Genomic DNA, 22,078 nt, shown 5'->3' with positions numbered 1-22,078 from the left:
TTTCTTCCTCCTTAAATAAACAGATTTTGTAATAAATTAAAAATATATCCTACTATTATAATTCCTAACGTTGTTATGCCGATAAAAATATATAAAAGTTTCGGTTTTATTGCCTTTCTTAACATAATCATTGACGGTAAACTCAGTGTAGTTACTCCCATCATAAAAGCTAAAATCGTTCCAAGCATCGCTCCTTTTGAAAGTAAAGCTTCTGCAATTGGTATAGTTCCAAAAATATCAGCATACATTGGTACACCGACTAATGTTGCTAAAACTACACCTAACGGATTATTACCTCCTAGTATTTTTTCTATTAACGTTTCTGGTATCCAATTATGAATAATCGCTCCAATTCCTACTCCAACTAAAATATATGGAAACACTTTTTTAAATGTTTCTACTACTGCATTTTTCGCAAATAGCAATCTTTCTCTCTTCTCAATTTTTGCATCTTCAATTTGAATTCCTCTCGGTGCATTTAATATAAAATCTTCCACTTCACTTTCAAGACCGAGTTTTTCAATTATAATTCCTCCAATAACAGCAATTAAAAGTCCTAATAAAACATACACTATTGCAACCTTAGCTCCGAAAATACTCATAAGCAGTACTAAAGAACCTAAATCAACCATAGGTGATGATATTAAAAAACTAAATGTAACACCTAACGGAAGTCCGGCTGATGTAAATCCTATAAAAAGAGGAATCGATGAGCATGAGCAAAATGGTGTAACTGTACCTAATAGTGCAGATATAATGTTTCCCCATATACCTTTAAACTTTGATAATATTTTTTTGCTTCGTTCAGGTGGAAAATAACTTTGAATATACGAAATTATAAAAATTAAAGTACATAATAAAATACCTATTTTTATTACATCATAAATAAAAAAATGCAGTGACGCTCCAAATCTGGAACTTAAATTTACACCTAAAATATTTAATATATGCCCTATTAAATCGTTAAGCCATTTCATTCCTAAAATTTGGTTTTGTATAAATTCACCTATTAACAAAATCATTACATTACCTCCTAACATATTAAATATTTTTGATGTGTTATTTATTTTTTTAGTCATCCTACATTGGATGACTAAAAACTTATAGATAATCGTCTAATATTTTTTTTGCTTCTTGTATCCCTTTTTCATTAATACTGTAATGCGTCCATTTTCCATCCTGTCTGAAATTTACTATACCTGCTTCACTTAAAATTCTCATATGATAAGATAATCCGGACTGAGTCAAATCAAGTTTTTCAAGTAGTACACAGGCACATTTTTCTTCGTTATGGATCATATCTAGTATTTTTAATCTTTTTGAATCGGAAAGAGCCTTAAACACCATAGCATTATCTTCATATTTTTTCATAGACAACCTCACATCAAATATTTTTGATGTATTTATTATATGCCCAATAAAAACAGTTTGTCAACATCAATTCAAAAATATTTGATATGTTTTTTTAATTTCTAAAAGTTCTCTATAAATTCATATTTATTAGATTATTAAAATTAATGTTGTATCAAATTTCAGAATTTTTAAATCCCTAAATCATGATTATTACTTTTTGTAAGTTGCCTTTCTTTTTTTTACAACTGCTCTAAACAAGCCTTAACTTTTTCTGCCTGTTCAATATCTTCCCGCATTTCTAATATTTGATTATATAAATTCTGTTTTTCTTTCTTCAAAGTTTTTACCTCTAATTTCCATTTTCTAATAGCTAAAGTATTGCTTTCTTTTAAATGCTCCCTCAAATATTTCTTCACACTTTCAAATAAAATAATCTCAGCAGCATGTTCATTGTAAAAATCTTCCTGTTTGCTTTTCTTTAATTTGTTATAGACTTTGTATGTGTCCTTATACTTCAAATATTTTTCTGATTGGTCTATGAGTTGTGTTTTTTCATCAATCTTTTTCTCAGTATCTTTTAATGCTCTTGTGGTCTTGTAATTCTTATCTCTTAAAGTAACTATACTTTCTTTCAGTTCAGATAAGGAAATGATATTTTTCTCTTTTAAGAATTGATAGCTTTCAATGTATTGTTCTAAGTCTATATTATGGTTATCTGCATTTTTACGGATAAGATTTTCAAAAACCTATAGTAAATTTTCTTTGGGTGGGAGGGTGGATTTGATGTTTTCATTTTCTGCTTTTTCTTCTTTTCCAATTCCTCTTATCCAATTTAACAAGGCTTTTATTCTTCTTGTGATTTCTCTTAATAGATTGTTTTGATGTTTGATTTCTCGGTTAATATTTCCTCTATCTGTGGCTATGCCTTTCTTCTCCATTTGAGTTGCATATATGCCTAAATGAATAGTCGGTATATGTTCTATCCCCTGTCTTTGATAAGAACGATAATCTACTTTTTCCTGTATGTTGTTTTCTTTAAGATATTTGTTTGTAATATCTGCCCATGCTTTTCTCCATTTTCATCAAGGATATATTCTTTTTTTGATTTTGCTCCCCATGTTGTATCTTCGTTTAACGGTCGCATGGTAAGTAAGATATGAGCGTGTGGGTTTCCGTTATTTTTATCGTGTAGGGCAATGTCGGCACACATATCAACATATACAAAATTATCTTTTACATACTCCCTAACAAGTTCAATCTGTTTTTCTCGATTTAGTTCTTTAGGTAAAGCAATTTCGATTTCTCTTGCAAGCTGTGAGTTTTTACTCTTTTCTATTTTCTCTACGCTATCCCATAATGTTCCCCTGTCTAAAAATGCCTGTGGTGCATTTTGTGGCAATAGGATTTCTGTATGGGCTATTCCTCCTTTTCTTGTAAAGTCATGGACTATGCCGTCATACTCGTTTTTTATCTTTTCGCCACTTCGATAGGCGGAAGCTGCTACTGCACTTTTGCCTTTGCCTCTTGAGATAATCTTTATGCAAAGATGATATATCGCCATAGTCAAAAACCTCCTTTCCATTTTTCGATATGGTTATAGTGGCGATAGATAAGACTTTCTAAAAAAATCGGATAACTTTTTATCCGATTTTTTTGGGGAAGTACACAAGGGGTAGGAAATTTATTTCCGTAGGGGAGTGTAGCTCCCCTGTATCAGCTTTAGCTGATATGCCCTCTGCAAGAGCCTTCGGAGAACGCACGCACCTGTTAAGGTGTATAAGTGCGCCCTTGTAGACAAGGGACTATTCCTCTCTTTTCGTTACTTTTTCTTATGTTTCTGTATTTTAATTTTCGTTTTGTCCTCGTTTCTCTATGATTTTTGTAAGCGTCAAGCTAAGTACACATAGAGCAAAAAAGTTATAGAACTAGAACTTATCATTCTAATCCTATGACTTTTTATTTTTACAACTCTCAGGAATCTCATCTGACCAAGGTACTAGGCTTGAAGCTTCTCTACCTGACTGTATGGTATCAAAAACAAATGTAAGATATTTTTGTGGTATCAGGTTATTAAGTATTGCACTTTGAATTATACTATATATTATTGTTGAGGCATTAGCTCCATTAGGTGTATTCGCAAATAGCCAATTAGACCTACCTATAACAAATGGCTTCACACTTTGCGTGACAAGATTATTACTTAATTGTATTCTTCCATCCTTTAAAAAGTTCTCCAAGTACTCTTTTTGATTTATGGCATAAGTAATAGCCTTCCCTATTAAACTTTTAGGAAGGATTTTTGATTCTATTTGTGAAATCCAGCTATAAAACTCATCTAATACTTCGCATCTCTAAGCGTTCTCTCAATGAAAGCTCAGCTTCATCAGCTTTAGTTTCCAGTTGAAATAACTTTCTAAGATAAGTCTCTCCTTGTTTTGCATAGTCTCCGCTTCGACCAAGTGTGCATTCATACAATACTGCAGGATGTGTATTGTATTTGCTTGTTCTATACACCCATACATATGACTTGCTCATCGCTCTTTTTCTTCTTTAGGATATTTAGCCATAGGCACCTCCATATATTTAGTATGAAGCTATTTTATAGTAGAAGTGTATTTATGTGGAGGCGTACTTGAATTGACGCTTACAGATTTCAGACGGATCTTTAGGAGAGTGGATTAAAAAATAGTATTAAAGATTTTATAATAAAAATTGGAGCTGTCGGGAAATACTGAATTTTAATCCCTACAGAACAAAATAGAAATATCCTGACAAGTACAAGGCGTTTTGGCTTTGTGACTTTGTCAGGATATTTTGTTTTTCTATTATGCTGTCTATTTTTGGGCATAAAACCCCCTTGGCTGAAATTTTGCTTTTGCATTTTTTACTATGCGGTTTTCTCCTGTGGTTTTCCTTCAAATTTCTTTAGTTTTGCGTAGAGAAAACGATGATATTTGTTTATATTTCTTCCTATCGCAAAAAGCATAAATTCTTTATATACCTTATCTGAAGTACGATAGTTAAAGCGTCGGAAATCTTCATTCTCTTTAATATCTCCAAAATGACCTTCTGTTTGAATAGAGCGTATCTGTCGTTTCAGAATACCTTTTTCACTCTGTATGTTAGCATGTGACTTCTCTCGGAGCTCTTCCCATACTTCATTGATCTTCATTACTTTATTCTTATCAATATCTTTATCAGGATTATACTTGTATAAACATTTAGACTTATGTTCACATCCACTACAGTCTGAACATCCATATACTTCATATGTTTGTGTATAACCATTCTGTTCTTTCTTTTCTGTGTTGATATGTCTCAGTTCACGGCCGTCATGACAGATATAGACTTGCTCATCCTCAAATACTGTTGTCTTCATGTTGTAGTATTTACCTATATCTTTACTGTATGCTCTTGTTTTTCGTTTTTCATGATCCTGTAGTTTTATATAACTATCTATCTTATTTTCTTTTAGATATAAGAGATTTTTCTCACTACAATAGCCGCTATCTGCCGTAACTTCTTCAAGCACTTCTCCAAATGCTTTCTTATACTTTTCAAGGACCGGAATCAGTGTGTTATAGTCTGTACGATCATTACTTACATAACTATGTACAATAAAATAATTCTCTACTGCTATCTGTACATTGTATGCAGGCTTTAGCTGCCCATTCAGCATATGATCTTCCTTCATTCGCATAAAGGTTGCTTCCAAATCAGTTTTGGAATAGCTGTTTCTATCTTTCCCCATAATCTCAAAACATTCTTTATAGTGTATTAATCGCTGTCCACAATGTTCAAGTTCTTCATAGAGTTGTTGAAGCTTTGGCTTTCTCTTACCCTTTCCGTTAACAAATACAATACCTTCTCCGTCAGCAATAGTCATAAGGTTTTTCTGAAGCTTAAGTATTTCAATAGGCGAGCAGTTATCAATCTCTATAATACGGTTATTAGATAGCTTTTTATGTTTCGTAATCTTTCTTTTTCTGTTCTTTTCAATAATATCTCTAACTCTATCAATCCCGTCAATCACAAACATTTGTGCATTTCCAAGCTCGTACTTTTAACCAAATCCATTATCTTGTAAAAAAGAATTATAGTCTGAATAAAGCTTATCAATAGAATCCAGCAGACCTGCAAGATGATAATTAATACTTCCACGCCATACAAAAGTATAACGATTAGCATTAGCTTCTATTTTTGTTCCATCAATAAACAATTCTTTTAATGTTACAAATCCTTCCTTTTGTAATCGTCTCATAAACTGATAGTTTAAGTCATCCAAAATATCTGAAGTAAGTTTCTTACTTTTAAATTCATAAAAAGCATCTCTTTTAGGCTTCCTCCCTTGAGTAAGCCAGATAAAAGCAATATCTCTTTCACATAAATCCACAATACGATCAATAGAGCGTATTCCAAGCATATTTGCATAAGTAATAACTGCATACATCATGATCGGGTTGTACCCTGTTCTTCCCTTGTCCGAACAATTGGCTAATAGTCCGGAAAAATCTAAATCCTCCATAACTTTTTTTAGGGTATAGACTGGATCGTCATCGGGTAAACTCAATTCATAGAAGCTAAAGTTGATTTTCTGTTGACCTATTTCAAAAAAGTCGTTATAATAATTAACTGTAAGCATAGTTACATTATAACATGTAACGGAGAAAGATGGTTATCGTTAGCCATCTTTTTTTATGTAAAAACTTAGGGAGGTGTGACTCGTTTTGAGTCACACCACCCTTTCTTATGACTATCATTTCCCGACAGCCCCTTTTGTTTATGCTATAATATCAGCCTTGCTTCCACCGGTCTTATTCTTTTTAACAACGATTTGTTTGTCGATTTTTTGCTTGAGTTCACCCACATGGGAGATGATGCCAATAAGCTTATTGCTGCTTGCAAGTGAGGCAAGGGCATTCATTGCTTGGGAAAGAGAGTCTTCATCAAGTGAGCCGAAGCCCTCATCAATAAACATAGTATCTAGCTGTATACCGCCGGCAGATGATTGAATCTCATCAGAGAGTCCAAGTGCTAAAGCTAAAGAAGCTTTAAATGATTCACCACCGGAGAGAGATTTTACACTTCTTGTAGTACCGTTGTAGTGGTCAATTACATCAAGGTCAAGACCGCTTTGACCGACTTTACTAAGGGCCTCTTCTCTTCGAATAAGGTCATATTGACCACCGGTCATTATCATAAGTCTAGTGTTGGCTCTGGAAATTATTCTGTCAAAATAATGCATTTGAATATAGGTTTCAAGCATTATTTTATCCTTTCCAGTGATGTTGCCGTTTGCAGTATCTGACAGAGCCTTTACCCATGTGTATTTTTTTTCAATAGCTATAAGCTCGGAAGATTTTTGCTTTATATTGTCACAGTTTGACCTATTATTTACTATTCGGCTATGAATATTTTGCTTTTTTTTGTCAAGCTGAATCTTGTTTCTTTCAAGTTCACTGAGATTATTATTTTCAGCTTCAAGGTCAATTTCCTGTTTGCCTTCTATTTGTTTAAAAAGTTCTTCTCTTCTGGTTTTGGCAGAGGCAAGATTTACACTACATTCTTTTTCTCTCTCTGAAGCAAGTTCTATATCTCTTTTGATTTTTGAAATCATTGCATTGTTTTTTTGTATTTCATTGTTTGCTTCAAGCCTTGAAGAAAATCTAAGTTTGGATTTCAAATCAATAATTTCGGCATTTAGTGAATCATTCTTTGATGATAAAGCACTTATTTCATTGCTTATAGAAGTTATACCTTTTTGTAAATCTTCAAGCTTTGTACGAGATTTGGGGAGCTCATTTTCAATATACTCTTTTCTGGCAATGTTTTTTTCTTCTGCTTGGATTTTTTGGTCAAGCACTGCAATATTACTCTCAAGTTCATTTATTTTAGCCTTTGTAATATAGGTAGCATTGTTCATATCAATATCTCCAAGTAATTCCTTGATAGAGGACACTGTAGAATCTTTTTTTTCTTCTCGCATACCTTTTAACTTTGCGGACTCTTTATTTGCCTCGGTTTTTTCATCATCTGCTTTTGCAAGCTTAGCTTTAAGGATATCAAGTTCATCTTTTTTGGGCACATCGGTAGGTTTAATTGCCTTTTGTGGATGTGAGGTGGAACCACATACCGGACAGGGCATATTATCTACCAAAGTTTCAGCCAAAATACCTGCTTGAGCATCAAGATAAAGGTCATATTTTAAGTCATATGATATTTTAATCTCATTTGCCGCAGCTTTTTTTGCTTCATATTTTTTTGCCGCATCTTTGTATTGAGCATCAATTTTTTTTAGGTTTTCCATGCTCTTTAATAAAGTATCCAACTTTGACAGACTCTCCTTATGAAGTGCTTTTTGATTTGCAAATAAAATTTTTTGCTCGCCGGATTTTTGCAGAGTTTTTGATTCCTCGGTCAAACTTTCTATTTGAGCTTTTAAAACCTCAATTTCTTTGTTGTTCTTTGTAAGTGCAGCATTATTTTTTTCTATATTTAAAGCATTGTTTTTAAAGGCTGATTCTTTTTGGCTTAGCTCATCATACTCAAGCAACTGCGCTTCTATGGCAGCGGAAGCCTTGGCAAGATCATTCTGAAGAGAATTTTTTTTCTGCTCTTCTTCTAATGCTTTTGTAAGAGACAGCATTTCTTCGGTGAGCTTTGAAATATTAATTTCATTTTGATCAAAGTCCTGCTTTGCTCTTAGATAAGTCTTGCCACGCTCAATATTTATTTTTAATATATCCAGTTGCTTTTCTATTTCAGTTATAGCATTATCAGCCTTTTTTTCAGCTAATGTATCTTCAGATAGTAGATTTTCAATGAGTAAGATACATTCATCTGTGGGTAAATCACCTTTTTTTGCCTTTGTAACATCAAGGGATAAAAGCGAAGAATCGGAACAGTTTATTCCACTTATGTACTGTGATATACTTTGTTTGATTTTTGAACAATCATTATTAAGTACAGATAATTCTGACTTTAATCTATCCTGTAAATCAGAATAAAGTTTTGTTTTAAAGATATGCCTAAATATTTCAATTCTATCCTTGGTAGGCGAAATCAAAAGCTTTAAAAAATCACCCTGTGCAATCATTGCGATTTGGCAAAACTGTTCTCTGTTAATGCCTATAATATTATTTATGGCATTGTCTACTTCCTTAGTCTTTGTAAGAGGTTTTCCGTCAGGCAGAATAAGTTCTACACCTGCTGTTTGCTTGGTAAGTCCACTTCCACGTTGTGCAGCTCTTTCATATTCTGGATTTCTTTCAATAGTGTATTCTTTTCCTTTATAGTTGAAAACAAGTCGTACAAATGTTGGTGTTTTAATATCGGCATATTTTGAGCGAAACATGGAAACTTCTCTATTATTGCCACTTGGATCACCGTAGAGTGCATAGGTAATAGCATCAAATATAGTTGTTTTACCGGCACCTGTATCGCCGGTTATAAGATAGAGTCCACCTGTACCCAATTTATCAAAGTCAAATTCGATCTTTCCGGCATAGGGGCCAAATGCTGAAAGAGTTAATTTTATCGGTCTCATTGTTTATTCCTCCAAATATCCTCAATAATATTTTCCATAAAATCTCTTTGTACATCACTCAAATATTGTCCATTTCTTGATTCATAGAATATATCAAATAATTCGAGTGGAGATTTAGACTCCATATCATTAATAAGGCTAATTTCAGAAATACTTCTGGTTCTATTATTGTCATAGTCAAGCTTCATAATATTCTTATAAACTACACGTAGCTTGGTTATGACATCAGGTATATCTTCTTCATCTGTCAATGTTATATGAACATAATCCTTTTGTAATGTAGTATTCTCATAAAAACTTTTAAGTATAAGTTCGTTGTAAGTACCTTTTATTTCTACCATATCACGAAGTGGTGTGAGAGGTATAAAATCAAGTTTTATATTACCTTTTTCATTGATATCAAGTAGTGTTATACTCTTTGTATCATTTGCTTCAGAAAATGAGTATTTTAGCGGTGTGCCACAATATCTTATATATTCACTTCCGCAGCTTTGAGAGCGGTGAATATGTCCAAGTGCTACATAGTCAAAGTCTTTGAAAACTATGGAATCTACATTATCACTACCACCAACAGAAATATCTTCAGATTCTGTACGCGAAGAACCGGTAACAAATTGGTGAGTTATAAGAATATTTCTAATATCATTATCCATATTCATATTTTTGATTACAGTGTACACTGCATCTGTGTATGAGGATATTTCTTCATCAGGGAAGAATCTTCTGACATGCACAGGCTTAATAAATGGCAACATGTATATATTTATCTTGCCATAATCATCATTTAGTTCAATAGGTGAAATCTTTCCATCATATACAGGGGAAAGATATATACCGGACTTATCAAAAAGTCTGGAGCCAAAGGCAATACGCTCGGCAGAATCATGATTGCCACTTATTATAAATACCTTTATATTTCTTTGTGAAAGCTTGTATAAGAAGACATCGAAAAGTTCCACAGCTTCAGCAGGTGGAATGGGCTTGTCATATATATCTCCGGCAAGTATTATGCCGTCAGGTTTTTTATCGTCTATTATACTTATAATCTTATTAATTATATAGACTTGGTCTTCCAACATAGAAAATTCGTTTACACGCTTTCCAAGGTGTAAATCGGATAGATGCATAAGCTTCATGAGATAAACCTTTCTTTTTGTTTAAATTATAGATTTTTTACTTTTAGCTGTAAAATTATACTAAAAAAATAAGAATATTAAAGCTTTAAGTACAAAAACATATATGTTAATATTATAGCATAAATAAAGTTGATATGTGGAATTTTTAGATGATATAAATACAGGATTTTATAGAAAGGGGATTTATGAATTTTTGGATTTTTATGCTGGTAATGAACTTACTTATTCCGTTGACTATGATAATTTTTGGATATGTTTATGATAAAAGACCTCCCAAAAAGCCAAAAAGTAAGTTTGCATATTCTGGATATAGAACGCCAATGTCTATGAAAAATGAAGAAACCTGGGAATATGCACAGAGATTTTTTGGAAAGCTCTGGTTTAGATCCGGTATTGTATTAGGTGTAATAAGCATAATACCATTACTATTTTTTATGGGAAAAGACAAAGACACTGTCGGATTTGCCGGCATGATTATATGTTGTGTTCAGTTAGTTGTAATGCTTTTGCCGGTTATTCCTACGGAATTAGCACTTAGAAGAAGATTTGATAGGTATGGAAACAGGAAGGACAAATAATGAGAAAAATTAAGCTCTGCACTCTATGTTATATTGAGAGAGATGATAAATACTTGATGTTACATAGGGTAAGCAAGAAAAATGATATAAACAAAGATAAGTGGATTGGTGTTGGAGGACATTTTGAAGAAATGGAGAGTCCTGAAGATTGTCTTATCAGAGAGGTAAGGGAAGAAACAGGATATGAGCTTTGCGATTTTGACTTTCGAGGTATTGTTACCTTTGTATATGGCAAGAGAGGAGAGGAAGTAGTAGAGTATATGCACCTGTTTGTAGGAAGGAATGTGGTTGGAGAGCCTATAGAATGTAATGAAGGCATCTTGAAATGGGTGGATAAAAAAGAAGTATTAAATCTTAATCTATGGGAAGGAGATAAGATTTTTCTAAAGCTTTTGGAAGAGAGAGAAGAGTTTTTCTCATTAAAGCTGGTTTATACTGAGGATGAAAAATTAAGTGAAGTATTCTTAGATGGAAAATTACAAAATGTAAAAAATGGATGAATTTTATATTCAGTTAGTATATAATAAGGGATAGATTTTGAGGCTGAAAATATTTGCCTCATTAATATCTTGATTATATTATGTGATTTTGGGAGATTTATGGAAAAAAAGTTTCGCATAAGAGGCGAAATATATTTGTTACTGTCCGGATTTTTCTTTGGGCTACAGCCTTTTTTTGCAAAGATTATATATGCTCATGGAGGAGATGCATATAGTCTTTTATTTTTAAGATTTTTGGTAAGTGGAACAGTATTTGCAGTTATTTCTACACTTTTGGGTGAAAGTATGCGAATAAGTAGAGACGAATTTGTTTCTATACTTATTTTATCTATTCCGGAGTCTGCTATGTGCATGTTGTTATTTTTATCATATGGCTACATATCATCAGGTTTGGCTTCGACATTGCATTTTTCATATCCGGCAGCAGTTATTTTACTTGAGTTATTGATTTTTAGAAAGAAAATAAGTAAGATAAAGCTGTTATGTTTATTGTTCTGTGCAATAGGTATTGGTGTGTTTTATCAACCTGACGGAAATATAAATGTTTTGGGAATGATTATGGCACTTGCTTCAGGTGTAGGGTATGCTATATATATATTAGTTTTGACACATGGAAAGGCCTCCAGGATACCTGTAGTAAAGATGTCAGCTTGGCTTTCCTACTTGCTTGTTATAGAGGTTGCAGCTATAATGCTTGCTTTTGGAAAGTTTAAGTTTGAAATGGATGCTACAGCTATTGGAATGAGCGTATTTATGGCAGCAGTTATATCTACATTGGCACTTGCAACATTTCAGGTTGGTGCACATATGTGTGGTGCTCAAACAGCGGCACTTCTTAGCACCATAGAGCCAGTGAGCAGTATTTTACTTGGAGTAATATTCCTTGGAGAACATATGAGTCTGAGGATTTTTGTCGGTATATGTTTTATACTGATGTCAATAGTGATTCAAATTAAAGAAAAGAAAGAATAGGATGTGAAGGGAGTTATATGAAATTAGCGGTAGCATTACAGGAAAGAGCGGACCTTAATATTAAAATAGGAGATTTAAAAGCCAGAATAAACAGAAATGTATTGGTGCAGGAAGGTGAAAAGCCTACAGAGGATCCTAAAGATTTAAAAAAGGAGCTGGATGCCTGCATTAACAGACTTGAATATTTGATAGCGGCAATCAATAAGACCAATTGTGAAACAAAAGTTGACGGAAAGTCTATCACTGAATTACTGGCAAGAAAGGATGCATTGGAAGTAAAATCAGCAGCCTACAGAGATATTGTGTATGTTGGAAGCAGCAATACAGACAGAGCCAGAAATACTGAGATAAAGATTGTTTCTGTAATAAATGTTAAATCATGGCAAAAAGAGGCTGATGAGACAGCAAAAGAAATCAGACTTATAGATAATAAAATCCAGGAAACAAACTGGACTACTGAACTTATAGAATAATATTTTAGATGGTAGCATATTCAGGGCGAGTAAAAAATTGTGTTTGTACAAATACCGGAGCCTTGGGCAAGCATATGTTTATAGTTATGCCCCGACAGTGTACAAGTGTATTGTTATAGATAACTGTTATTACCGATTACTGACTGTTTGTGTGAGGGAGGGAAGTGGGATTATGATAAAAACAATATCAGATTATTGTAAAGAAAAATTTGGAACAAAAGTGTATAGATTGGCACTGACTACAGGAGCCACCTGCCCCAACCGTGACGGAAAGGTTGGGGTAGGTGGCTGTAGTTTTTGCTCGGAAAAAGGCTCGGGTGAATTTGCAGTAAGTGCCGATGATATAAAGAAACAAATTAAAGAAGCAAAGACTTTGATTTCTGCTAAGATACCAAGCTCAATAAAGGAGAGTGATAGAAAGTATATTGCTTATTTTCAATCATTTTCAAATACTTACGGTGATACAAAGAGACTGATCAGCCTGTTTGAACAGGCCATACTAAGAGATGAAATAGTGGCACTTTCTATTGCTACAAGGCCTGATTGCTTTAGTGAAGAGATGTTGGACGGACTTGAGCGTTTAAATCAAATCAAGCCTGTTTGGATAGAACTGGGACTTCAGACTATAAATGAAAACACTGCAAAGGCATTTAACAGAGGCTATACACTGGATGTTTTTGAAAGAATATATGATGAATTAAAGAAAAGAGAATTTGAAGTAATTGTGCATATGATTTTGGGATTGCCTGGTGAAACAAAAGAGGATATGTATGCCACAGTGAAGTACCTTGCCAAAAAGAAAGTAGATGGGATCAAGATACATGGACTTCATATACTAAGAGGAACAAGACTTGCAAGAGAATATGAAAATCATCCATTTAAAATAATGAGTTTGGAAGAATATACTGAGGTTCTCATAAAATGTCTGAAGATATTGCCAGAGAGTACGATTATACATAGAATGACCGGAGACGGAGATAAGAAGCTTCTTATTGAGCCAATGTGGAGTACAGACAAGAAAAGGGTACTCAATTATATAAATAAAAGGATAAGAGAATAGTTTTTATAAGGCTTGCAAGAACATATGTTTTGTTTTACAATAAAGTAAAGAAAAAATTTAAGAGGTTTTATGTCAGGTATATATGATAAATTAAATGATAAACAAAAACAGGCGGTTTTTACTACAGAAGGACCTCTTTTGCTTTTGGCAGGAGCAGGTTCGGGAAAAACAGGTGTATTGATGCATAGGATTGCATATTTGATAGAGGAAAAACATGTAGATCCTTATAATATTATGGCAATCACTTTTACAAATAAAGCTGCCAAGGAAATGAAAGAAAGAATAGGCAAGCTTATAGGAGAAGAGGGAAATTTTGTTTGGATAATGACATTCCACTCAAGCTGTGTGAGATTTCTTAGAAGATTTATAGATAAGATAGGCTTTGACAATAGCTTTACAATATATGACAGTGATGATCAAAGAACTCTTATGAAAAAAATCTTTAAAGAGAATAATATAAATGCAAGGGTATATAAAGAAAGAGCAGTACTTAACATTATTTCAAGTTGTAAGAATGAACTTATGTCACCGGCTGAATATATGAAGTCTGCCATAGACTCATACGAAAAGGGAGTGGCAAGACTTTATGAAATCTATCAAAGCACTTTAAAAAAGAATAATGCACTTGATTTTGATGATTTGATTTGTAGAAGTGTGGAGCTTTTTGAAAAATGTCCTGAAGTACTAGATTATTATCAAAATAGATTCAGGTACATTATGGTGGATGAGTATCAGGATACCAATACAGCTCAGTTTAGACTTATCTACCTGCTTGCACAAAAATATGGAAATATATGTGTCGTGGGAGATGATGACCAGAGTATATATAAGTTTAGAGGTGCAAATATTGAAAATATTCTAAGCTTTGAAGAAAGGCTTGAAAATGTAAAGGTAATTAAGCTTGAACAAAACTATCGTTCTACAGGAAATATACTTGATGCAGCAAATGCAGTTATAAAAAACAACAGAGGAAGAAAGGATAAGAGTCTTTGGACAGAGGGGGAAAGCGGAGAGAACATAGAACTTCGACAATTTCAGACTGCAAGTGAAGAGGCTGATAATATAATAAAGGATATCAGAGATAGAGCAAGGAATAATTTCAGAGATTTTGCAGTACTTTATAGAACAAATGCACAGTCCAGACTTTTGGAGGAGCGTTGTGTAACTCTTGGTATTCCATATCAGCTTGTGGGTGGTGTGAATTTCTACCAAAGAAAAGAGATAAAGGATGTACTGGCATACTTAAAGACAATTGCTAATGGAAGTGATGATATTGCTTTACTTAGAATTATCAATGTGCCAAAAAGAGGAATAGGAGCTACCACTATTGCAAAGGTAAGCGAGTATGCCAATGAAAATAACATAAGCCTTTATGATGCAATGAGTATTAGCGAAATGGCAGGAGTAGGTAAGGCGAGTGAGAAAATCAAAAGCTTTATTACAATGATTGAGGAGTTCAGAGAAAAATTTGAAAAGAAAGCCAATATTGCAAATACAATAGAAGAACTTCTGGATGAGACAGGGTATATAGAAAGCCTTTATGATGAAGGAGAAATAGAAGCTGAGAGCAGGAAAGAGAATATAGATGAACTTATAAATAAGTCCGGAGAATATGAGGGTGGAGAGCTTTCACTCTTTCTTGAAGATGTATCCTTAGTGGCAGATATTGACAGAATGGATGAAAATGCTGACAGGATAACGCTTATGACCTTACATGGAGCCAAAGGCTTGGAATTTGATACAGTATATCTTGCAGGAATGGAAGAGGGACTCTTTCCAAGCTCTATGAGTTCAAATTCCAGAGAGGATCTGGAAGAGGAGAGAAGACTTGCCTATGTGGGTATAACCAGAGCAAAGAAAAATCTTATACTGACTTCAGCTAAGCAGAGAATGGTAAATGGTGAAACAAGATATTCTTTAATATCAAGATTTGTCAGTGAAATTCCCAAAAATCTGCTTAATAAAAGGGTCTTGGACAGTGATAAGAAATATACTGAGAGAAATTATAGCTTTGGAGATGGACTGCCATGGGAAAGTAAATTCACACAAAAATCCAATAATTTTGAAAAAACTTTGAACTTTGGAAAACAGTTTAAAGTTGAAAAGGCACAAAGTTTGGATTATGGAGTAGGAGATACTGTAAAGCATATAAAATTTGGTGTTGGAAAAGTACTTGAAATTGTTGATGGTGACAGGGATTTTGAAGTTAAAGTCAATTTTGAAAAATTTGGAATAAAAAAGATGTATGCGGGATTTGCCAAGTTGACTAAAATATGATAGAATCAAGTGACTAAACGGTTAAGCATTTATGCCTGACTTTATGAAAAAATATAAAAGAGAGGTATGATTATGGATAAATTTAATAATCTAAGTTCAAGAATGGAAGAATTAGTTAATGCATCAAGATTGAATAGCTTTTTAAGCAAGAAGGAAGAAGAAGAGAAGAAGAAAAATACCATTATATGGGTTTTGGCTATTATCGGTGCTATTGCTGCTGTAGCAGGTATTGCTTTTGCAGTATATAAGTTCTTCACACCTGATTATCTTGAAGACTTTGAAGAAGACTTTGATGATGATTTTGACTATGATTTTGATGATGATGAAAAAGAAGAATAATTTTTAGTTTGATATGGCGGCCCTTGTGGTCGCCTTATCTTTTATGAGGTGATAATGAAAAAAGGTGATATTTGTAAGGGTACGATTGTGGAAAGCTGCTTTCCGGATAGTGCATATATAGAATATGAAGGGGAGAAGATACTGATAAAGAAAGGGATTCTGGGCCAGACTCTGGAGTTTGCCATTACAAAAAAGAAAAAGGGAAGACTTGAGGGCAGGGTTTTAAATATAATTGAAAAATCCAAACTGGAAAACAATGAAAATCCATGTATACATTATGAGTTATGTGGAGGATGTACTTATCAAACTTTAAGCTATGAGAATCAGTTAAAACTAAAGGATAAACAGTTGAGAGAACTTATGGAAGGTGCTACAGATAAGGATTTTAAATGGGAGGGAGTTATTCCATCTCCAAAGTATCTGGCATACAGGAATAAGATGGAGTTTTCCTTCGGTGATGAGAGAAAAGACGGTGATTTGGCACTTGGTATGCATAAAAAGGGAAGTCACTATGATATAGTGAACGTGTTTGAATGTAAGATAGTGGACAGTGATTTTACAAAAATACTTGAGCTTACATTAAATTTCTTTAAGGAAAGAAAAATATCATATTTCCATAAAAACAGCCATATAGGTTTTTTGAGACATTTACTTATTAGAAGAAGTGAGCATACCGGAGAGATTCTGGTATCTCTTGTAACTACAAGTAGCTTTGGTTTTGTAGAAGATCCAAATACTTTGCCAAAGCCTTCAGTACTGGGAACTGATGAAGAGATAGTTATAAAAGAATGGGCGGACTATATAAAGTTAGAAACGGATAAGGGAATCCTAAATGGCAGCATCGGAGGAATTTTACATACAAAGAATGATTCATATGCTGATGCAGTACTCAATCAAGGTACAACTCTATTACATGGTAAGGACTATATTATAGAGAGATTAAATGGACTTGATTTTAAAATAACTCCTTTCTCATTTTTTCAGACCAATTCCAAGGGTGCAGAGGTTTTATACAATGTTACAGGAAAGTATCTTGGAGATACGGCTGGGAAATCTGTATTCGATCTTTATTCCGGTACAGGAACTATTGCACAGCTTCTTGCATCCGAGTCGGAAAAGGTCTATGGTGTGGAAATTGTAGAGGAGGCTGTAGAAGCAGCTATAGAAAATGCTAAGAAAAACGGACTGGATAATTGTGAATTTATAGCAGGGGATGTGTTAAAAGTTGTGGATACTTTGGGCTTTAATCCGGATATTATAATACTGGACCCTCCTAGAGATGGTATACATCCAAAAGCATTGCCAAAGATACTTGAATTTGGTGCAAAGAAAATCGTGTACATTTCCTGCAAACCTACATCATTTGTGAGAGATCTTAAGATAATGGAGGCAGCGGGATATAGAATGGAAAAATGTGTTGGAGTAGATATGTTCCCAAATACAGTTAATTGTGAGTGTGTAGTTCTCTTGTCTAGACCGTAGGAAGTGAGAAAGCTTTTTTGTTGTATAATAGTTATAATGTATTAAAAATACGGAGATTATATATGAGACTTTTAGCAATTGATGAGATGATTAAGATAAGGGTTGAGGTGATGTTTTCATTAATTTTAAAGAATTATAGACAATATAAGGAGGGAGAGAAATATGTCAAGTATAGTACCTATTAAATGTAAATGTTCAGTTTGTGGTGAAACTAATGAGTATAGGAGTCTGGCAAGCACCAATAGCTTTGGTGGTGGCCCTGATCTGGATTTGAGACCGGCTGAAATGGCACGAAGCACTATGGATGTGTGGATACAGGAATGTCCAAAATGTGGATATATTTCAGGTAAAGTTTCGGATCCAAGCGGTGTGAATACAGAATGGCTTAAGTCGGATAAATATCTTTCGTGTGATGGAATATTATTTTTATCTAAGCTGGCAGTGCAGTTTTATAAATATTATTTAATAAACTTGGAAGATAATAATACGGAAGGTGCCTTTTATGCAATATTGCATGCTGCATGGGCATGTGATGATAAGGAAGATATAATTAATGCAAAGCACTGTAGAGAGCTGGCGATAGAATTAGCTACAATATTGATAGATGAAGAACATGAAGATGAAGATAATATTAGGTTGGTTAGAGCTGATATGATGAGGAGAACAGGGCAGTTTGATGAAATGATCAGGATGTATGAAACAGTTGAGTTTGGCGAAGAACTTATGAATCAGATATTGGAATTTGAGATTGAAAAATCTAAGGATAAAGACAGCTTGTGCTACCGAGTTGAAGATGTATTAGGTGAAAAATTATAAATAATTGATGAAATAATATATTCAATTCTTGAAAAAAATGGGCTTGATAAAGAGATAACAGATGGAATGGTTCTCAAAAAGGAAGTGATCCCACATTCAAGTCTTGACAGAGTAAAACAATTACTTGAAATAGAATATTTTGATCATGTATTTTCGGATTATATTTTAAAATATAACTGGTGTAATGTTGGCTTTTTAAGCTATCAATTTGGATACAATGATGAGATTGTACTTGATTGGTTAGTGAATAGAAATCTGGAATGCAGTGATTATCATATCTTACAAAAAGAAGGTCTTATTATTATTGCAAATGGAGATCCATATACTGTTCTGCTTGAATGTAAAACAGGAAATATATATGTATTTACAAGTGATACGAGCTATGATAATAAAATACAAATCGCTTCATACTTTGAAGAGCTGATCAAAGCTATGGGAACAGGTCAATATAGCCTTTGGAATAACATCGAAAAAGATTTTATTGACTTGATGAGCAGTATAGTTACAGAGAAAGGTCTTGACTTTTGGAAGGATTTTGTTGGATTGTATTAAATATATATAAGAGCCTCAATATGAAGAAAAAAGTTAGTTGTAAAAATAAAATAGAGTTTATAAATGAGGTGGCAGAGGATTGCCTAAAGGATATGTATGTAGAAGATAAAGAATACCTTATGGAGAATCCGGTTGCTATAGAGTACCATTTTTCATATTGTCTGTATATACGGAATAATTATATTCATAATAGAGATTTTTCAGATACTTCATTTTTTACAAACCCAGATGACTTGTCATCTGATATTATTAGAATGATTTTTTCTAAACTTCTTCCTGAGTATGAATATGGTAATCTTTTTATTGAAATGTTATATGATACTAAAGAATTTATATTATTACGTAAAAAGTATAAGGATCTATATGGTAAATATCCATCTGCTCTTATAGAAAGGTATAAGTTTCAGATTAAAATAGAACCTGTATGCTCTATTGAAGAAATACATTACTTTAATAAGGAAGATCTCTATAATGAAATAGAGATTATAAAAAGAAATCAAGATATTATTACAGATACTATAGGTAGTCTGCTAAAAGAGCTTGAGCAAATTGTCAGGAATTAGATGCTTTATACTACAAATTATCAATACTTGAGTAAATATTGTATTTATTATAAAATTATGAAAAGATAGAAAGCTTAATAAAATGGGTTTTTCTGGAAAGGAGAAAATCTATCCTTCTATATATAGAAGATATTGTAGAGAACTTTGATATGAAAATAATAGAGAATAAAATGGTATTTGCATTTGATGGAAATAATAAATGTGTGGCAGAGGTTGAGGATGGAGAAACTCTTGTTTTCCGTACACATGATTGTTTTGATAATCAGCTAAGTGAAGAAGGCTCAAGTATAGGAAGTTTAAACTGGGATTGTATCAATCCTGCTACGGGACCGGTATATGTAAAGAATGCAGTAGCAGGTGATGTGCTAAAGGTCGAAATTCTTGATATCAGACTCGAAAATCAAGGAGTAATGTGTGCATTACCAGATAATGGAGTACTTGGCTCTTTGGTAAAATAAGAGTCAGTAAAACGTTTGAAAGTGGAAGATGGCAAGATATACTTTAATGAGAAAATAGTATTTGATGTAAATCCTATGATCGGAGTTATAGGTGTAGCACCAAAGAGCGGAGCGATAAATTGCGGTACACCCGGTAATCATGGTGGAAATATGGATAATAAAAGAATTGCAAAGGGTGCAACTCTTTATTTTCCGGTATTCCATGATGGTGCAAATTTTTCATTAGGTGATGTACATGCAGCTATGGGAGATGGAGAGATAATGGTAAGCGGTGTGGAAATATCTGCGGATGTTACTGTGAGACTTTCTGTAATAAAGGGGGTAAGTATTGAAACACCTATGCTTGAAAATGAGGATATATGTGGTGTAATTTATTCTCATGAAGAGATTGAAAAAGCGGTATTTCATGCAGTAAGAGTAACAAATGAAATTATGCAAAAGAATCTTGGATTGTCATTTAATGATGCCGGTATGTTGATCAGTGCAGTAGGAGATTTAAGATTTTGTCAAGTTGTAGACCCTGAGCGTACAGTTATGATGTGTATACCAAAAACCATACTTAATAAATTGTTTTGAGTAAGGCTGGGTGAGGATTAAAATATGTATTTATGTAGTATTAAAGAGCAGTTTAGAGAGGTTACTTTACGGAAAATATAATAAAAGAAGAACCATAGTGATTCATCTAAGTTCTAAATAGACTTTTATATAGGAGATTTTTTATGGCAATAGATGGAGTTAAAATTATAGATAGTGATGATGCCTATGATATATATAATGATATTGTGGGGCGCTATAAAGACGGTATTGATGTAGGACCAAGAAAGATAGAGTATCATATAGCCTGTACCAGAACATTGCAAAATACAGAGCCTACTATGGATGATTTTGTGAACAGCGTGATTGCTTATAAGAAAATGAACAGCGAGTTTTTACTTGAAACAGATTGCTGGTTTAACCATAAGGATCTTGGGGAGCTATTGCCATATTTAAAGAAAATAGGAAGGATAAAGTTGAAACCTTACTGTCTTGGAGTGTTATCACCTGCTAATACACTTGAGCACTTTTATGATGATATTACAAATGGATCAGAGATATGGTCTTTTAAAATAATTGAGATCAGCGAAATGCTGGAAGAAGTTTTGGAAAATTAAATCGGTAGATTATAAAAATAGCGTACCACAGGGTACTTAGCTCCAATAGTTAGTTGTTTGTCTAACTTTTGTTGCAGTACATAGTGGTACGCCTTTTAAATTAATAGCTTGTAAGCTTATCTACATTTTCTATGATTACTATTTTTGTATTGGAATCTACAGTTTGTACAAGCTTCTTCATATATTCCTCAGGTATTCTTATACAACCGGCTGAGGAGGTATCATTATCAGTTTTTGTACAGTGAACAAATATAGCAGAGCCCTTACCAGGTGTACATTCTGCATTATAATTTAGTGCAAGCACATAATTATAGAAAGGATAGGCAGCTTTTAAATCTTCAGCAGAATTCCAGTCCTTTTTAACATCTTTGGTATTTACCCATTTATTATAATATATACTGTTTGAATCATCTACCCAGTAATCACCATCACCAATTTTGCGATATTCTAAGATACTGCCGGGATTGTCATTAAGGCCAAAAGCAAGTGTGGCATTGAATACACCTTCAGGAGTCTTTTGATCTCCTTCAATCTTTTGAGTTGAGATACCATTGGTACCTGCAATACCGTTTACATACCAATTTTTTTTCCAAGTACCATCAGATGATCTGACATAATCATTTACAGTTACTTTGTTTTTGTTGTTCTTATGACCTACAATCAAAACTATATGATTTGCTGTCTTGGATACGGCAAGCTTTTCTACAGGCAATGCAGCATAAGAATTTACGCAGGTACCTGCTAATAATGTTGACAATACTACAAAGGTTGCACAAATTTTTTTAAATAATTTCATATACTTTCCCATTCTACTCCAGAGAT

General features: G+C 33.4%; 19 protein-coding genes and 3 pseudogenes. 13 read left to right on the top strand and 9 right to left on the bottom strand.

Annotated features, from left to right (window positions below; all coding sequences use genetic code 11):
- Nucleotides 1–11: 11 nt before the first annotated feature.
- From D4A81_RS09375 to D4A81_RS09335, 8 genes and pseudogenes are all read right to left on the bottom strand, one after another.
- A complete protein-coding gene (locus tag D4A81_RS09375; protein WP_172621801.1) occupies nucleotides 12–1,022 on the bottom strand; it encodes a permease in 1,011 nt (336 codons plus the stop codon).
- 79 nt (nucleotides 1,023–1,101) lie between these two features.
- On the bottom strand, nucleotides 1,102–1,371 hold the full coding sequence (locus tag D4A81_RS09370) for an ArsR/SmtB family transcription factor (protein ID WP_111525357.1): 270 nt from the start codon (nucleotides 1,369–1,371) through the stop codon (nucleotides 1,102–1,104).
- Nucleotides 1,372–1,592: 221 nt separating this feature from the next.
- Nucleotides 1,593–2,914, bottom strand: a pseudogene (gene mobQ / locus D4A81_RS13280) (MobQ family relaxase).
- Nucleotides 2,915–3,299: 385 nt separating this feature from the next.
- Nucleotides 3,300–3,650, bottom strand: a complete 351-nt coding sequence (locus D4A81_RS09360; protein WP_242977710.1) for an IS66 family transposase — start codon at nucleotides 3,648–3,650, stop codon at nucleotides 3,300–3,302.
- Nucleotides 3,651–3,684: 34 nt separating this feature from the next.
- Nucleotides 3,685–3,888 (bottom strand): hypothetical protein, encoded by a 204-nt coding sequence (locus tag D4A81_RS09355; protein ID WP_119808297.1) that lies wholly within the window; start codon nucleotides 3,886–3,888, stop codon nucleotides 3,685–3,687.
- A 352-nt stretch (nucleotides 3,889–4,240) separates the two neighbouring features.
- Nucleotides 4,241–5,995, bottom strand: a pseudogene (locus D4A81_RS09345) (IS1182 family transposase).
- 138 nt (nucleotides 5,996–6,133) lie between these two features.
- Nucleotides 6,134–8,899: an AAA family ATPase gene (locus D4A81_RS09340; RefSeq protein WP_111525847.1), complete on the bottom strand. Its 2,766-nt coding sequence runs from the start codon at nucleotides 8,897–8,899 to the stop codon at nucleotides 6,134–6,136.
- The gene (locus tag D4A81_RS09335) at nucleotides 8,896–10,035 is read right to left on the bottom strand and encodes an exonuclease SbcCD subunit D (protein ID WP_111525848.1); all 1,140 of its coding nucleotides are present in this window, start codon (nucleotides 10,033–10,035) and stop codon (nucleotides 8,896–8,898) included. Before D4A81_RS09335 ends, D4A81_RS09340 begins: the two co-directional genes overlap by 4 nt.
- 185 nt (nucleotides 10,036–10,220) lie before the next feature.
- Between D4A81_RS09335 and D4A81_RS09330 the strand changes: the two genes are divergently transcribed.
- The 13 genes and pseudogenes from D4A81_RS09330 (at nucleotide 10,221) to D4A81_RS09275 (ending at nucleotide 21,256) form a co-directional block, all read left to right on the top strand.
- Nucleotides 10,221–10,613, top strand: a complete 393-nt coding sequence (locus D4A81_RS09330) for an SdpI family protein (RefSeq protein ID WP_111525849.1) — start codon at nucleotides 10,221–10,223, stop codon at nucleotides 10,611–10,613.
- On the top strand, nucleotides 10,613–11,113 hold the full coding sequence (locus tag D4A81_RS09325) for an NUDIX hydrolase (protein ID WP_111525850.1): 501 nt from the start codon (nucleotides 10,613–10,615) through the stop codon (nucleotides 11,111–11,113). The genes D4A81_RS09330 and D4A81_RS09325 overlap by 1 nt, the downstream gene beginning before the upstream one ends.
- 99 nt (nucleotides 11,114–11,212) lie before the next feature.
- Nucleotides 11,213–12,085, top strand: a complete 873-nt coding sequence (locus D4A81_RS09320) for a DMT family transporter (protein WP_111525851.1) — start codon at nucleotides 11,213–11,215, stop codon at nucleotides 12,083–12,085.
- A gap of 17 nt (nucleotides 12,086–12,102) precedes the next feature.
- On the top strand, nucleotides 12,103–12,558 hold the full coding sequence (locus D4A81_RS09315) for a DIP1984 family protein (protein ID WP_009220812.1): 456 nt from the start codon (nucleotides 12,103–12,105) through the stop codon (nucleotides 12,556–12,558).
- 172 nt (nucleotides 12,559–12,730) lie between these two features.
- Nucleotides 12,731–13,618: a TIGR01212 family radical SAM protein gene (locus tag D4A81_RS09310; RefSeq protein ID WP_111525852.1), complete on the top strand. Its 888-nt coding sequence runs from the start codon at nucleotides 12,731–12,733 to the stop codon at nucleotides 13,616–13,618.
- Nucleotides 13,619–13,687: 69 nt separating this feature from the next.
- Nucleotides 13,688–15,895 (top strand): ATP-dependent helicase, encoded by a 2,208-nt coding sequence (locus tag D4A81_RS09305; RefSeq protein ID WP_111525853.1) that lies wholly within the window; start codon nucleotides 13,688–13,690, stop codon nucleotides 15,893–15,895.
- Nucleotides 15,896–15,967: 72 nt separating this feature from the next.
- Nucleotides 15,968–16,234: a DUF4366 domain-containing protein gene (locus tag D4A81_RS09300; protein WP_111525854.1), complete on the top strand. Its 267-nt coding sequence runs from the start codon at nucleotides 15,968–15,970 to the stop codon at nucleotides 16,232–16,234.
- 54 nt (nucleotides 16,235–16,288) lie between these two features.
- Entirely contained in the window at nucleotides 16,289–17,716 is a 1,428-nt protein-coding gene (locus D4A81_RS09295) for a class I SAM-dependent RNA methyltransferase (RefSeq protein ID WP_111525855.1), read from the top strand.
- Between the two features lie 162 nt (nucleotides 17,717–17,878).
- Nucleotides 17,879–18,532: a hypothetical protein gene (locus D4A81_RS13490; RefSeq protein WP_242977764.1), complete on the top strand. Its 654-nt coding sequence runs from the start codon at nucleotides 17,879–17,881 to the stop codon at nucleotides 18,530–18,532.
- 66 nt (nucleotides 18,533–18,598) lie between these two features.
- On the top strand, nucleotides 18,599–19,084 hold the full coding sequence (locus D4A81_RS09290; RefSeq protein WP_242977765.1) for an SMI1/KNR4 family protein: 486 nt from the start codon (nucleotides 18,599–18,601) through the stop codon (nucleotides 19,082–19,084).
- 20 nt (nucleotides 19,085–19,104) lie between these two features.
- Nucleotides 19,105–19,647: a hypothetical protein gene (locus D4A81_RS09285; RefSeq protein WP_111525856.1), complete on the top strand. Its 543-nt coding sequence runs from the start codon at nucleotides 19,105–19,107 to the stop codon at nucleotides 19,645–19,647.
- Between the two features lie 149 nt (nucleotides 19,648–19,796).
- A pseudogene (locus D4A81_RS13835) lies at nucleotides 19,797–20,681 on the top strand (acetamidase/formamidase family protein).
- A gap of 143 nt (nucleotides 20,682–20,824) precedes the next feature.
- Nucleotides 20,825–21,256, top strand: a complete 432-nt coding sequence (locus D4A81_RS09275; RefSeq protein ID WP_111525857.1) for a hypothetical protein — start codon at nucleotides 20,825–20,827, stop codon at nucleotides 21,254–21,256.
- A gap of 100 nt (nucleotides 21,257–21,356) precedes the next feature.
- On the opposite strand, the gene D4A81_RS09270 is transcribed toward D4A81_RS09275, so the two are convergent.
- The gene (locus D4A81_RS09270) at nucleotides 21,357–22,052 is read right to left on the bottom strand and encodes a L,D-transpeptidase family protein (protein WP_111525869.1); all 696 of its coding nucleotides are present in this window, start codon (nucleotides 22,050–22,052) and stop codon (nucleotides 21,357–21,359) included.
- Between the last annotated feature and the right edge of the window lie 26 nt (nucleotides 22,053–22,078).

The sequence above is a fragment of the Lachnoanaerobaculum umeaense genome (assembly GCF_003589745.1).
In the GTDB taxonomy this organism is placed as follows: Bacteria; Bacillota; Clostridia; order Lachnospirales; family Lachnospiraceae; genus Lachnoanaerobaculum; species Lachnoanaerobaculum umeaense.
Note: the sequence above shows the minus strand (reverse complement) of the source record. Positions and strands in the feature narration are given on the sequence as shown.

Coding starts and splice junctions, on each gene's coding strand:
- D4A81_RS09375 (WP_172621801.1), bottom strand. CDS start 1,022: ATGATTTTGTTAATAGGTGAATTTATACAAAACCAAATTTTAGGAATG.
- D4A81_RS09370 (WP_111525357.1), bottom strand. CDS start 1,371: ATGAAAAAATATGAAGATAATGCTATGGTGTTTAAGGCTCTTTCCGAT.
- D4A81_RS09355 (WP_119808297.1), bottom strand. CDS start 3,888: ATGAGCAAGTCATATGTATGGGTGTATAGAACAAGCAAATACAATACA.
- D4A81_RS09340 (WP_111525847.1), bottom strand. CDS start 8,899: ATGAGACCGATAAAATTAACTCTTTCAGCATTTGGCCCCTATGCCGGA.
- D4A81_RS09335 (WP_111525848.1), bottom strand. CDS start 10,035: ATGAAGCTTATGCATCTATCCGATTTACACCTTGGAAAGCGTGTAAAC.
- D4A81_RS09330 (WP_111525849.1), top strand. CDS start 10,221: ATGAATTTTTGGATTTTTATGCTGGTAATGAACTTACTTATTCCGTTG.
- D4A81_RS09325 (WP_111525850.1), top strand. CDS start 10,613: ATGAGAAAAATTAAGCTCTGCACTCTATGTTATATTGAGAGAGATGAT.
- D4A81_RS09320 (WP_111525851.1), top strand. CDS start 11,213: ATGGAAAAAAAGTTTCGCATAAGAGGCGAAATATATTTGTTACTGTCC.
- D4A81_RS09315 (WP_009220812.1), top strand. CDS start 12,103: ATGAAATTAGCGGTAGCATTACAGGAAAGAGCGGACCTTAATATTAAA.
- D4A81_RS09310 (WP_111525852.1), top strand. CDS start 12,731: ATGATAAAAACAATATCAGATTATTGTAAAGAAAAATTTGGAACAAAA.
- D4A81_RS09305 (WP_111525853.1), top strand. CDS start 13,688: ATGTCAGGTATATATGATAAATTAAATGATAAACAAAAACAGGCGGTT.
- D4A81_RS09300 (WP_111525854.1), top strand. CDS start 15,968: ATGGATAAATTTAATAATCTAAGTTCAAGAATGGAAGAATTAGTTAAT.
- D4A81_RS09295 (WP_111525855.1), top strand. CDS start 16,289: ATGAAAAAAGGTGATATTTGTAAGGGTACGATTGTGGAAAGCTGCTTT.
- D4A81_RS13490 (WP_242977764.1), top strand. CDS start 17,879: ATGTCAAGTATAGTACCTATTAAATGTAAATGTTCAGTTTGTGGTGAA.
- D4A81_RS09290 (WP_242977765.1), top strand. CDS start 18,599: ATGGTTCTCAAAAAGGAAGTGATCCCACATTCAAGTCTTGACAGAGTA.
- D4A81_RS09285 (WP_111525856.1), top strand. CDS start 19,105: ATGAAGAAAAAAGTTAGTTGTAAAAATAAAATAGAGTTTATAAATGAG.
- D4A81_RS09275 (WP_111525857.1), top strand. CDS start 20,825: ATGGCAATAGATGGAGTTAAAATTATAGATAGTGATGATGCCTATGAT.
- D4A81_RS09270 (WP_111525869.1), bottom strand. CDS start 22,052: ATGAAATTATTTAAAAAAATTTGTGCAACCTTTGTAGTATTGTCAACA.